Origin of the sequence: Methylobacterium sp. CCH5-D2 (assembly GCF_001556475.1) — a bacterium.
Lineage (GTDB): Bacteria > Pseudomonadota > Alphaproteobacteria > Rhizobiales > Beijerinckiaceae > Methylobacterium > Methylobacterium hispanicum.
Genome location: NZ_LSIX01000046.1, coordinates 1 through 11,900, shown reverse-complemented (window position 1 = coordinate 11,900; position 11,900 = coordinate 1). Strand labels below are relative to the sequence as shown.

The 11,900-nt window shown below is 70.3% G+C and carries 10 protein-coding genes and 2 tRNA genes; 9 read left to right on the top strand and 3 right to left on the bottom strand.

From position 1 onward, the window contains the following. The 8 genes from AX737_RS01105 to AX737_RS01070 all read left to right on the top strand — a co-directional run. A partial coding sequence (locus AX737_RS01105) for an AarF/ABC1/UbiB kinase family protein (protein WP_066918331.1) occupies positions 1–1,276 on the top strand: 1,276 nt, incomplete at its 5' end. Positions 1,277–1,415: 139 nt separating this feature from the next. Next, on the top strand, positions 1,416–1,709 hold the full coding sequence (locus AX737_RS01100; RefSeq protein ID WP_066918327.1) for an aa3-type cytochrome c oxidase subunit IV: 294 nt from the start codon (positions 1,416–1,418) through the stop codon (positions 1,707–1,709). 134 nt (positions 1,710–1,843) lie between these two features. Further along, positions 1,844–3,067, top strand: a complete 1,224-nt coding sequence (locus AX737_RS01095; protein ID WP_066918325.1) for a Re/Si-specific NAD(P)(+) transhydrogenase subunit alpha — start codon at positions 1,844–1,846, stop codon at positions 3,065–3,067. A 24-nt stretch (positions 3,068–3,091) separates the two neighbouring features. After that, the gene (locus AX737_RS01090; protein WP_066918323.1) at positions 3,092–3,541 is read left to right on the top strand and encodes a proton-translocating transhydrogenase family protein; all 450 of its coding nucleotides are present in this window, start codon (positions 3,092–3,094) and stop codon (positions 3,539–3,541) included. Positions 3,542–3,545: 4 nt separating this feature from the next. Further along, on the top strand, positions 3,546–4,946 hold the full coding sequence (locus tag AX737_RS01085) for an NAD(P)(+) transhydrogenase (Re/Si-specific) subunit beta (protein WP_066918321.1): 1,401 nt from the start codon (positions 3,546–3,548) through the stop codon (positions 4,944–4,946). 241 nt (positions 4,947–5,187) lie between these two features. Next, the gene (gene recJ / locus AX737_RS01080; RefSeq protein ID WP_238231262.1) at positions 5,188–6,882 is read left to right on the top strand and encodes a single-stranded-DNA-specific exonuclease RecJ; all 1,695 of its coding nucleotides are present in this window, start codon (positions 5,188–5,190) and stop codon (positions 6,880–6,882) included. 81 nt (positions 6,883–6,963) lie between these two features. Beyond that, positions 6,964–7,047 (top strand) — tRNA-Tyr (locus AX737_RS01075). A gap of 76 nt (positions 7,048–7,123) precedes the next feature. Then, positions 7,124–7,197: transfer RNA gene (locus AX737_RS01070), tRNA-Gly, on the top strand. A 175-nt stretch (positions 7,198–7,372) separates the two neighbouring features. Here the strand turns inward: AX737_RS01070 and AX737_RS01065 are convergent. The 3 genes from AX737_RS01065 to galE form a co-directional block, all read right to left on the bottom strand. After that, the gene (locus AX737_RS01065) at positions 7,373–8,110 is read right to left on the bottom strand and encodes a Crp/Fnr family transcriptional regulator (protein ID WP_066918317.1); all 738 of its coding nucleotides are present in this window, start codon (positions 8,108–8,110) and stop codon (positions 7,373–7,375) included. A gap of 293 nt (positions 8,111–8,403) precedes the next feature. Further along, the gene (locus tag AX737_RS01060; protein WP_066918329.1) at positions 8,404–9,582 is read right to left on the bottom strand and encodes a lytic murein transglycosylase; all 1,179 of its coding nucleotides are present in this window, start codon (positions 9,580–9,582) and stop codon (positions 8,404–8,406) included. A gap of 45 nt (positions 9,583–9,627) precedes the next feature. After that, positions 9,628–10,617, bottom strand: coding sequence for a UDP-glucose 4-epimerase GalE (gene galE, locus AX737_RS01055; protein WP_066918315.1), 990 nt, complete (start codon positions 10,615–10,617; stop codon positions 9,628–9,630). A gap of 167 nt (positions 10,618–10,784) precedes the next feature. On the opposite strand from galE, the gene galU reads away from it, so the two are divergent. Further along, positions 10,785–11,651 (top strand): UTP--glucose-1-phosphate uridylyltransferase GalU, encoded by an 867-nt coding sequence (gene galU, locus AX737_RS01050; RefSeq protein WP_066918313.1) that lies wholly within the window; start codon positions 10,785–10,787, stop codon positions 11,649–11,651. Positions 11,652–11,900: the final 249 nt, after the last annotated feature.

Sequence of the window (11,900 nt, the reverse complement as noted above, 5' to 3'; positions counted from 1 at the left end):
GGCGCGGATGGCGGGTGCCCGCCTGTTCGGGGGCGAGGGCACCACCAACGCTGCGGCGCTCGCCCAGGCGCTCGGCGGCCTCAAGGGGCCGATCATGAAGGTGGCGCAGCTCCTGGCCACCATTCCGGACCTGCTGCCGCCCGAATACGCCGCGGAGTTGCAGAAGCTCCAGGCCGACGCCCCGCCCATGGGGGCCGCCTTCGTCAAGCGCCGGATGATGGCCGAGCTCGGGGCCGACTGGCAGGGCCGCTTCGGCAGCTTCGACCTGAAGCCCGCAGCCGCCGCCTCGCTCGGCCAGGTGCATCGCGCCACGGCGCGGGACGGCGCGGCTCTCGCCTGCAAGCTGCAGTATCCGGACATGCAATCGGCCGTTGAGGCCGACCTCAAGCAGCTCGAGGTCGCCTTCGCCCTGCACCGGCGCATGAATTCCTGGCTCGACACTCGCGAGATCGCCAAGGAGATCGGCGCCCGGGTGCGCGAGGAGTTGGACTACACCCGTGAGGCGAAGCACGCCGCCCTCTACGGCGCGGTGCTGAAGGACATCGACGCCGTACGGGTGCCGACGGTCCATGAGGACCTCTCGACCAAGCGCCTGTTGACACTCAGCTGGCTCGACGGCGAACGGATCCTGAACTTCGCAGAGAGCCCGGTCGAGGTGCGCAACCGGCTCGCCCAGGCGATGTTCAAGGCGTGGTGGCACCCGTTCAGCCGCGCGGCGGTGATCCACGGCGACCCGCATCTGGGCAATTACACGGTCTTCCGGGAGGACGGCGAGCCGGGGGGCATCAACCTGCTCGATTACGGCTGCGTGCGCATCTTCCACCCGCGCTTCGTCGGCGGCGTGGTCGATCTCTACCGCGGTCTCTTGGAGGAGGACGAGGCCCGCATCGTCCACGCCTACGAGGTCTGGGGCTTCAAGAATCTCAGCCGCGAGATCATCGACATCCTGAACATCTGGGCGCGCTTCATCTACGGTCCCTTGCTGGAGGACCGCACCCGCACCGTGGCTGACGGCGTGAAACCCGGCGAGTACGGTCGCCGGCAGGCTTTCCAGGTCCATCAGGCCCTGAAGGAGCGCGGGCCGGTCACCGTTCCCCAGGAATTCGTGTTCATGGACCGGGCCGCGGTCGGCCTCGGCGCGGTGTTCCTGCACCTGCGCTCGGAGCTGAACTACCACCGCCTCTTCGAGGCCGAGATCGAGAGCTTCTCCCTCGACGCCCTGACGCACCGTCAGGGCGAGGCCCTGAAAGCCGCCGGCCTCGACCTGCCGCTCTGAGGAGCCGGACCGGCGCGAAGGTGGGCATTTCGGCGCGATCTTGGCCTTAATGACGGCGGCAACGCGATTGCCGCCCGTTTGGGCTTGAGCTAAATCCCCTGCGACAGAACAAACAGGCGTCACAGGGGACGAGCGCACGATGGCTGATACCAAGACCGTGTCCGGGGCAGCCTACAGCCCGGCGATGGACGCCAAGACCCACGAACAGACCTACAAGGGCTTCATCCGCTTCATCGAGATCGCGACCGGCGTCGTGATCTGCTGGGTCCTGGCGCTCGCCGTCGGCGGTATCCGGGAGGCGTGGCTGACGGCGATCGCCGGCGTGGTGGCCTCGTCCGCGGCCGGCACGATCGGTGCACTGGCCCCGGCGGTCGGTTGGAAGGCCCCCTGCGCGGTCGCCGTCCTCCTGCTCCTGTACCTGTTCTTCGCCTGAGGCGCCGTAGCCGGGACGGAACCGCGAGCCCGGTTACATCCGCACCGTTTCCATCAACCGAGTAGCGCCCGCTCACCTCGTAAAACCGTCATGGTTCGCGCATGCGGTGGCGGTCCATTTGAGGGGTAAGCTGAATGCGCATCGCTGTGCTTTCGGAAACCGACGCCGCGGAGCCGCGGGTCGCGGCGGTGCCGGAAACGGTTAAGAAATTCAAGGCCTTGGGGGCCGACGTCGTGGTCCAGTCGGGTGCGGGCCTCTCGGCCGGCGTCCCCGACGCCGAGTACGAGGGTGCCGGCGCCACCGTGGCGGCTTCCGCTGAGGATGCAGGCCGCGACGCCGACCTCGTGCTGAAGGTTCGCCGCCCCAGCGCCGACGAGGCCAAGCTCCTGAAGCGCGGCACCACCGTCGTCGCCATCATGGACCCCTACGGCCGCGAGGCCGAGCTGAAGGCGCTGGCTGAGGCCGGCCTCGACACCTTCGCGATGGAGTTCATGCCGCGCATCACCCGCGCGCAGGTGATGGACGTGCTCTCCAGCCAGGCGAACCTCGCGGGCTACCGCGCCGTGATCGACGGCGCCGCCGAGTACGGCCGCTCCATGCCGATGATGATGACCGCCGCCGGCACCGTGCCGGCCGCCCGCGTCTTCATCATGGGCGTCGGCGTCGCCGGCCTGCAGGCCATCGCCACCGCCCGCCGCCTCGGCGCGGTCGTGACCGCCACCGACGTGCGTCCGGCCACGAAGGAGCAGGTCGAATCGCTCGGCGCGAAGTTCGTCGCCGTCGAGGACGACGAGTTCAAGCAGGCCGAGACGGCTGGCGGCTACGCCAAGGAGATGTCGGCCGAGTACCAGCGCAAGCAGGCCGAGCTGGTCAAGGGCCACATCGCCAAGCAGGACATCGTCATCACGACGGCGCTGATCCCGGGCCGACCCGCCCCGAAGCTCGTCTCCGAGGAGATGGTCGCCTCGATGAAGCCGGGCTCCGTGCTGGTTGACCTCGCGGTCGAGCGCGGCGGCAACGTCGCCGGCGCCAAGGCCGGCGAGATCGTGACGACGGCGAACGGCGCGAAGATCGTGGGGCACCTCAACGTGCCGGGCCGCCTCGCGGCGACTGCCTCGGCGCTCTACGCGCGCAACCTCTACGCCTTCCTCGAGACGCTGATCGACAAGGAGTCGAAGACCCTGGCGATCAAGTGGGACGACGAGCTGGTCAAGGCCACGAACCTGACCCGCGACGGGCAGGTCGTGCATCCCTCGTTCCAGCCGAAGGGCGACGGCGCGGCCTCCGAGGCCTCGGCCGTCGGCCTGTCGAAGTCCGAGGCGGCCCAGGGCGCCACCAAGGGCGCGGGCGCGGCGTAACCGGCTCCCCAGGAGATCTCACCCATGGCAACCATCGCCCCTGACCAGGCCGCGGATCAGACCCGCCTCCTGGCCGACACCGCCCGCGCCGCCGCCGCGGCGGCCCGCAACGCCGCCGACCAGGCCCAGGCGATCGCCGACGGCCTCGGCCATGGCGTCGCCGCCGCGACGCACGGCGCCGTCGATCCGACCGTGTTCCGCCTCGCGATCTTCGTGCTGGCGATCTTCGTCGGCTACTACGTGGTCTGGTCGGTGACCCCGGCCCTCCACACCCCCCTCATGTCGGTCACCAACGCCATCTCGTCGGTGATCATCGTGGGCGCGCTGCTCGCGGTGGGCGTGCCCTACATCGAGAAGGGCAGCGGCTGGGCCCGCTTCTTCGGCTTCATCGGCATCGTGCTGGCCTCCGTGAACATCTTCGGCGGCTTCCTCGTCACACAGCGCATGCTCGCCATGTATAAGAAGAAGGCCTGAGCCGATGTCCGAGAACGTCTCCTCCCTTCTCTACATCGTCGCCGGCGTCCTGTTCATCATGGCGCTGCGGGGGCTCTCGCACCCGACGACCTCCCGACAGGGCAACCTCTACGGCATGGTCGGCATGGCGCTCGCCGTGCTCACCACGCTGGTCGGCCACCCGCCCGCGGGCGCGGCCGCCTGGGTGATCGTGCTGCTCGGCCTCGGCATCGGCGGCGGCGCCGGCGCGGTGATCGCCAAGCGCGTGCCGATGACGGCGATGCCGCAGCTCGTGGCCGCCTTCCACTCGCTGGTCGGCCTCGCGGCCGTGGCGGTCGCGGCCGGCGCGCTCTACGCGCCCCAGGCCTTCGGCATCATCGAGAACGGCCACTTCCACAAGCAGTCGCTGTTCGAGATGGGCCTGGGCGTCGCCATCGGCGCGATCACCTTCACGGGTTCGGTCATCGCCTTCGCCAAGCTCGACGGCCGCATGTCGGGCAAGCCGATCATGCTGCCGCAGCGCCACCTCATCAACGCGCTGCTCGCCGCCGCGCTGGTGGTGCTCCTGGCCGTGTTCATCGGCACCGAGTCGAAGTTCCTGTTCTGGCTGATCGTGATCCTGTCGCTGGTGCTCGGCGGCCTGATCATCATCCCGATCGGCGGCGCCGACATGCCCGTCGTCGTCTCGATGCTGAACTCCTACTCGGGCTGGGCGGCAGCCGGCATCGGCTTCACCCTGGGCAACCTCGCGCTCATCATCACGGGCGCGCTGGTCGGCTCCTCGGGCGCGATCCTGTCCTACATCATGTGCCACGCGATGAACCGCTCGTTCATCTCGGTCATCCTCGGCGGCTTCGGCGGCGACGCCGCCGCGGCGGCCGGCGGTGGCCAGGTCGAGACGCGCCCCGTGAAGCAGGGCTCGGCGGACGACGCGGCCTACATCATGAAGAACGCCGAGCGCGTGATCATCGTGCCGGGCTACGGCATGGCGGTGGCGCAGGCCCAGCACTCGCTCCGCGAGATGGCCGACCTCCTCAAGAAGGAGGGCGTGGACGTGAAGTACGCGATCCACCCGGTCGCGGGCCGCATGCCGGGCCACATGAACGTGCTGCTGGCCGAGGCCAACGTGCCCTACGACGAGGTGTTCGAGCTGGAGGACATCAACGGCGAGTTCCCCCAGGCGGACGTGGCCTTCGTGATCGGCGCCAACGACGTGACCAACCCGGCCGCCAAGACCGACAAGGCCTCGCCGATCTACGGCATGCCGATCCTCGACGTGGAGCGGGCCAAGACCGTGCTCTTCATCAAGCGCGGCATGGGCTCCGGCTACGCCGGCGTCGAGAACGAAGTGTTCTTCCGCGACAACACCATGATGCTGTTCGGCGATGCTAAGAAGGTCGTCGACTCGATCCTGAAGAACCTCTGATCCAGGGGATCCCCGAGGGCCTCGGGCCCTTGGGCGGGCTCTTTCCCGGTGGGGCGGCCAGCGATGGCCGCCCCGCTGTCGTTTTCGGGCGGCAGCGTCGGCGGCGGGTCCGCGCTATGATCGCGGCGTGCTCGCCGTGACCCCTCCGCCCCGTCCCTTCCTCGGCGTCTCCGCCTCGATCCAGGGGCGGGCGTGGCGCGAGCGCTGCGCCGACCCGGTCGCGCAGGCCGACGCCGCCACCATGGTCCAGGCCTACGGCCTGCCGGAGTTGCTCGCCCGCGTCCTCGCGGGGAGGGGCATCCGCCCGGACGGCGCGGAGGCCTATCTGAGCCCGCGCCTGCGCACGCTGATGCCGGACCCCGACACCCTGCTCGACATGGAGATCGCCGCCCGGCGCATCGCCCGTGCGGTGCGCCGGGGCGAGATCGTGGCGGTGTTCGGCGACTACGACGTGGACGGCGCCGCGAGCGCGGCGCTGCTCGCCGGCTACCTGCAGGGCCTCGGCGTCACCGCCCGCATCCATATCCCGGACCGGATCACGGAAGGGTACGGTCCGAACGTCACGGCCGTGCGCGCGCTCGCCGCCGAGGGCGCGAGCCTTCTCGTCTGCGTCGATTGCGGCACCAGCGGGCACGGACCCCTGGAGGAGGCGGAGAAGCTCGGCCTCGACGTCGTGGTGCTCGACCATCACGCCGCCTCCGAGGTGCTGCCGCCGGTGCGCGCCCTGGTGAACCCGAATCGTCTCGACGACCTCTCGGGCCTCGGCCATCTCTGCGCGGCGGGCGTGGTCTTCCTGACGCTGGTGGCCGTCAACCGGGCCCTGCGGCGCGAGGGCTTCTTCGGCGGGGACCTGACCGAGCCGAAGCTCACGGATGCCCTCGATCTCGTGGCGCTCGCCACCGTCGCCGACGTGGTGCCCCTGACCGGTCTCAACCGCGCCTTCGTGGTCCAGGGCCTCGCCGTGATGCGCGCGCGCGGCCGCACCGGCCTCGCCGCCCTGTTCGACGCCGCCTCGCTCGATGGGCCGCCCGAGGCCTGGCACCTCGGCTACCTGCTCGGACCCCGCATCAACGCGGGCGGGCGCATCGGCGACGCGAGCCTCGGCGCGCGCCTGTTGCTGACCGCCGACAGCCTGGAGGCCGTGCGGATCGCGGCCGAGCTCGACCGGCTCAACCGCGAGCGCCAGCTCATCGAGGCGCAGGCGGTGGCCGATGCCGAGGCCGCGATGGACCGGTTGCTCAGCCTCGATCCGGATCGTCCCGTCCTCGTCGCGGGCAGCGCCGAGTGGCACCCCGGCGTGGTCGGGCTGATCGCCTCGCGCCTGAAGGAGCGCTTCGGCCGGCCCGCCTTCGCCTTCGCGCTGCGTCCGGACGGGACCAGCACGGGCTCCGGCCGCTCGGTCGCGGGGGCCGATCTCGGCGCTGCGGTGCGCGGCTGCGTCGAGGCGGGCCTCGCCGCGAAGGGCGGCGGCCACGCCATGGCGGCGGGCGTGACGCTGAAAGGTCAGGACCTGACCCGCTTCGAGGCGCGCCTGACCGAGTGTCTCGCGGCCGCGGTCGCCGAGGCGCGGGCGGCGGACGTGCTGCACATCGACGGGACGCTCAGCGCGGGCGGCGCGACTGCCGAGACCGTTCGGCTGATCCAGCGCGCCGGCCCCTTCGGCCAGGGCGCGCCCGAACCCGTCTTCGCGCTCGCCAATCACCGCATCGTCGATGCCGGCGTGGTGGGCGCGAGCCATGTCCGGGCACGCCTGCGCAGCCGCGACGGGCAGGCCATCGGGGCGATCAGCTTCCGCAGCGCGCAGAGTCCGCTCGGCCTCGCGCTCCTCAACGGGATCGGCCGCGAGTGCCACGTCGCCGGGACCCTCTCGTGCGATCGCTGGCGCGGCGCGGAGCGGGCGCAGCTGCGCATCTGCGACCTCGCTCCCACCGATTGAACGGGGGCGCGACGAGGCTGTTGACTCCGCGGCTGCCCCCAACCATAAGACCCCGGCGCGGCCCGGACGGGCCGCTCGTTTGGGGGAATGTCCCGAGCGGCAAAGGGGGCGGACTGTAAATCCGCTGCGTAAGCTTCGAAGGTTCGAGTCCTTCTTCCCCCACCAAACGATCACACGGACTGTCGGACAGCTCTGCGGTTCGCTTCTCAAGCGACCCGCTCCATGCTATGCGACAGGCTGTGCGGGTGTAGCTCAATGGTAGAGCAGCAGCCTTCCAAGCTGAATACCCGGGTTCGATTCCCGGTACCCGCTCCACCGCCCGCCGACGCTTCGGCCGCGGTCCCGCGATCAACCGCACCCTTGGCATGATCCGTCCCGGCGCGCCCGTCGGAGCGCTCTTGCCCCGAAGTGGACGCCGGTTCGGCGCAAGAGAGCGCGTCAAGACAGACAGTTTGAGCCGTTACCGTTTGCAACGCGATCGGGAACGACCCTAGGCGTTCGCGCTGAGATGCGCGCCCTCCCGTTCGAGGTGCAGATAGTTCGGGTTGAACAAGGCCGCCTTCTGCAAGGCCGCGAGGTCCGGAACCGTCAGCTGACGGCTCTTGAGGAGGATCAGGCCTGCGTTCCGCATCTCCTTCAGCGTGCGGTTCACGTGCACGTTCGTCAGGCCCGTCGCGTCGGCCAGCTCGAGCTGGGTGAGCGGAAACGGGCAGGTGCTTCCCTCCGCCAGCCCGACCGCGCGCAGGCGCAGGAACAGCTCGCAGAACAGGTGCGCGAGCCGTTCCAGGGCGGTACGGCGCCCGATGTTGACGGTCCACTCCCGCTGGATGGCCGCGTTGACCAGGCTTTCCCACCACAATGCCCGCGTGATCCGGGGGTGGCGGTCCATCGTGTCGAGCAAGATCTCGCGCGGGACCGTGGCGAGGCGCACGGGCGTGATCGCGGCGATCGCGTGGTCCATCTCGCGCAGGACGTAGATATGGATGTCGCAGAGATCGCCCGGCACGAAGAAGGCCACGATCTGCCGACGGCCGTCCTCCAACTGCTTGTAGCGACATGCCCAGCCGTCGAGGAAGAGGTTCACGGTCTCCGGTCGGTCGCCCTCCTGGATGATGTCCACGCCGGCCTCGATCAGGCGCACCTTGCGCGCCAGCGCCTTCAGAACCTGCCTGTCCTCGTCCGAGAGACGGGTGAAACGTTCGAGCTTGTCGATGAGATGCTGCGGCATGCTCTCGCCTGGCGCGCACCCGTGCCCGTGCGCGTCGCCACGATAGGCGGCCCGGGCGGGCCCGCATCTCACGTAGGTGAATCTTCGGCGACGCGATCGCCGGGATCGGCGAGGCTCCGCCCGCGGCCGCGCGACGAAGCGAGGTCCGCTCGCCGCTCCCGCGCGGCGCGGATCCGACTGGACCGATCGAGGCCTCGGCGTTCGCGCGGGCTCGGCGCACCGCGCGAAACGCCCGATCGCCGGGAGCCACTCCTCTGCACGCGACGGTGCTGCGGGAGTTCTGGGAGAGGCTCCTAACGCGGCGCCGCCTCACGCCGCGCCCGTAGATGCTCCAGCACCGCCGGGGTCGCGTAGCCGTCGGCGGTGAGACCCTCGCGGATCTGGTAGCGGCGCAGCGCCTCGCGCAGCTTCGGCCCGGCCCGCCCGTCGGCCTCCGCCTCGTAGAGCCCCTCGGCCTTCAGCCCGGTCTGCAGCGCCTTCAATCCGGCCGTATCGAGCCGCGCCGCCGCGCTCGGCCACGAATCGGCGAGGGCCGGGCCTCCCGCGAGCCGGTCGGCGAGATGCCCGACGGCGAGCGCGTAGGAATCCGAGGTGTTGTAGGCCCGGACCACCTCGAAATTGTCGGTGATCAGGAAGGCGGGTGCGCCGAGGCCGCCGGGCAGGAACAGGCTGGCCCGGCCCGAACCGGGCAGGGCCGCGCCGTCGATGCGCCGGACCCCGGCCCGCGCGAACTCCGAGAGGTCGGCCGCGTAGCGGCCGAGGTCGAGGCCCGGCGGCAGCGTGACGGCGTAGCCCCAGGACAGGTCGGGGTTCCAGCCGAGATTCTTCAGGTAGGCGGCGATCGAGGCGAGCGCGTCCGCGTCGCTCGCCCAGATGTCGCGGTGAGCGTCGCCGTCGAAATCGACCGCATGGCGCAGGTAGGTCGAGGGCAGGAACTGCACCTGCCCCATGGCGCCGGCCCAGCTTCCCTTCATCCGGTCAGGCGCGATGTCGCCCCGTTGCAGGATGGCGAGGGCATCGAGGAGTTCGTTGCGGAAGAGGTCGCCCCGGTACCGGGCCTGCGCCAGGGTGGCCAGCGCGCGGACGGTCTGCACGCTGCCGCCGCTCGCGCCGAAATCGGACTCCACGCCCCAGAACGCCAGCACGATCCAGCGCGGCACGCGGTAGCGGGCCTCGATCGCGTCGAGCGTCGCGGCGAGCGCGCGGGCACGCGCCTGCCCCCGGGCGATCCGCGCGGCCGAGACGGCGCCGACGAGGTAGTCCCAGACCGGGCGCCCGAACTCGCCCTGGCGGCGTGTCCGCGCCAGGACCGCGGGATCCGGTGCCGTCACCCCCGCGAAGGCGGAATCGAAGGTCGCGCGCGAGATCCCGCGGGCCTCGGCGTCCGGCCGCAGCGCCGCCACGAAGGTCGCAAACGCCGCGCCCGGCGGAACGGTGCCCTGCGCGGCGACCGGCGCCGGATGGGCGGCCAACCCGAGGCAGAGCGTCAGCGCGGCGAGACCTCCCGGGCGCACGGTTCAGATCCGGTTGCGCTTGGCGAGGTGATCTTCCCAGTCGAGGGCCTGACGCACGATTGCCTCAAGGTCGTCGTGGCGCGGAACCCAGCCGAGTTCCGTCCGGATCCGCTCGGAGCCGGCCACGATCCGAGCCGGGTCGCCGGCGCGGCGCGGGCTGAGCCGGACGGCGAAATCCCGGCCCGAGACGCGCTTGACCACGTCCACCACCTCCAGAACGGAGTAGCCGCGCCCGTAGCCGCAATTGAGCGTCAGGCTCGCGCCGCCCCCGCGCAGGTGGTCGAGGGCGACACGGTGCGCCTCCGCGAGGTCCGAGACTTGGATGTAGTCGCGCAGGCAGGAGCCGTCCGGCGTCGGGTAATCGGTCCCGAACACCTCCATGTGGCTGCGCTGTCCGAGCGCGGCCTGGGTCGCGACCTTGATCAGATGGGTGGCGTTCGGCGTCGATTGGCCGGAGCGGCCCCGCGGGTCGGCGCCCGCGACGTTGAAGTAGCGCAGGATCACGTAGCTGAAGCCGTGGGCGCGGGCCGCGTCCGCGATCATCCACTCGCTCATCAGCTTCGAGCGGCCGTAGGGATTGATCGGGTTGGGATCCAGCGTCTCCGGCACCGGAACGGTCGCCGGCTCGCCGTAGACGGCCGCCGTGGAAGAGAAGATCACGTGCCGGATCCCGCTCCGCACGGCGGCCTCGAGCAGGGCGCGGGTCTTCACGGTGTTGGCCAGATAGTAGCCGAGCGGGTCGGCCACCGAGTCCGGCACCACGATCCGGGCCGCGAAATGCGCGAGCGCGTCGCAGCCGTGGGTCCGGATCGTCCGGGCGACGAGATCCGCGTCCGCCACGTCGCCGACCACGAGCTTCACCTCGGGCGGCAGCAGCCAGTCGTAGCCGGTCGAGAGGTCGTCGAGCACCACGACGTCCTGCCCCGCATCGACCAGTGCCAGGACCATGTGGCTGCCGATATAGCCGGCCCCGCCCGTGACCAGAACCGTCATCGCCCCGTTCTCCCGCCGCGGTCTCCCGGCTCTTCAACCCGTTCGGGGTGAAGCTTTGCTGTCGATGCGTCAATAAGCCTTGATGGAGGAAAAGTCGTGCTATCTCTGCGGTTGCACGCCCGCGTCTCCGCGGACCGCGCCGTTCCGTCCACGATCAGGTTCCGACGATGAAACCAATCCGCAAGGCTGTCCTCCCCGTCGCCGGACTCGGCACGCGCTTCCTGCCGGCGACGAAGGCGGTGCCGAAGGAAATGCTCACGGTGGTGGACCGCCCCGTGGTGCAGCACGTGGTCGACGAGGCGCGGGAGGCCGGCATCGAGCACTTCATCTTCGTCACCGGCCGCGGCAAGGCGGTGATCGAGGACCATTTCGACATCGCCTACGAACTCGACCGCACGCTGCAGGAGCGGAACAAGCAGGCCGCCTACGACGAGCTGAAGCGGGACCTGCCGAAGGCCGGCCAGACCAGCTTCACCCGCCAGCAGGCGCCGCTCGGCCTGGGCCACGCGGTCTGGTGCGCCCGCGAGATCGTCGGCGACGAGCCCTTCGCGGTGCTGCTGCCGGACATGCTGAGCCGGGGCTGCATGGGCCAGATGCTGAACGCCTACGAGCGCCACGGCGGCAACGTCATCGCGGTGGAGGAGGTCGCGCCGCAAGAGACCCACCAGTACGGCATCGTCAGCGTGGGCGAGACCTTCGGCCAGACCTTCGAGATCACCGGCATGGTCGAGAAGCCGAAGCAGGGCACGGCGCCCTCGAACTTCATCATCTCGGGCCGCTACATCCTCCAGCCCGAGATCTTCGCGATCCTCGAGAAGGGCGAGACCGGGGCGGGCGGCGAGATCCAGCTCACCGACGCGATGATCAAGCTCATGGGCGAGCAGAGCTTCTACGGCATGCGCTACGAGGGCCGGACCTACGACACCGGCTCCAAGATCGGCTTCCTCACCGCAAACCTCGCCTACGGGCTGGAGCGGCCGGATCTCGCCGGGCCGCTGAAAGCCGAGATCGAGCGGCTCCTCGGCAAGGCGTGATCGTCGCGGCGCACACCGTCACCAACAAGATGATGGCACGCCAACCATAAGAATCCCGCTGGATTTGCAGCCCGCGCGGCCAAGCCATGCGCGGGAGGCGGGTGAGAAACGTCGGCCGGGTCTTGTGTTTTGTGCGGCGCACTTTACTTTGTGCATTGCGAGAACGCGATGGCGTCGCGGTCCCGCAGCCCTTCTTGGGCGTTTCCTCCCTAGACTTCGGGCCGCTCCTTCGGGAGTGGCCTTTTTTCT

Excerpts from the sequence above, each read along its gene's own strand:
- AX737_RS01100 (WP_066918327.1), top strand. The coding sequence starts at position 1,416 with ATGGCTGATACCAAGACCGTGTCCGGGGCAGCCTACAGCCCGGCGATG.
- AX737_RS01095 (WP_066918325.1), top strand. The coding sequence starts at position 1,844 with ATGCGCATCGCTGTGCTTTCGGAAACCGACGCCGCGGAGCCGCGGGTC.
- AX737_RS01090 (WP_066918323.1), top strand. The coding sequence starts at position 3,092 with ATGGCAACCATCGCCCCTGACCAGGCCGCGGATCAGACCCGCCTCCTG.
- AX737_RS01085 (WP_066918321.1), top strand. The coding sequence starts at position 3,546 with ATGTCCGAGAACGTCTCCTCCCTTCTCTACATCGTCGCCGGCGTCCTG.
- recJ (WP_238231262.1), top strand. The coding sequence starts at position 5,188 with ATGGTCCAGGCCTACGGCCTGCCGGAGTTGCTCGCCCGCGTCCTCGCG.
- AX737_RS01065 (WP_066918317.1), bottom strand. The coding sequence starts at position 8,110 with ATGCCGCAGCATCTCATCGACAAGCTCGAACGTTTCACCCGTCTCTCG.
- galE (WP_066918315.1), bottom strand. The coding sequence starts at position 10,617 with ATGACGGTTCTGGTCACGGGCGGGGCCGGCTATATCGGCAGCCACATG.
- galU (WP_066918313.1), top strand. The coding sequence starts at position 10,785 with ATGAAACCAATCCGCAAGGCTGTCCTCCCCGTCGCCGGACTCGGCACG.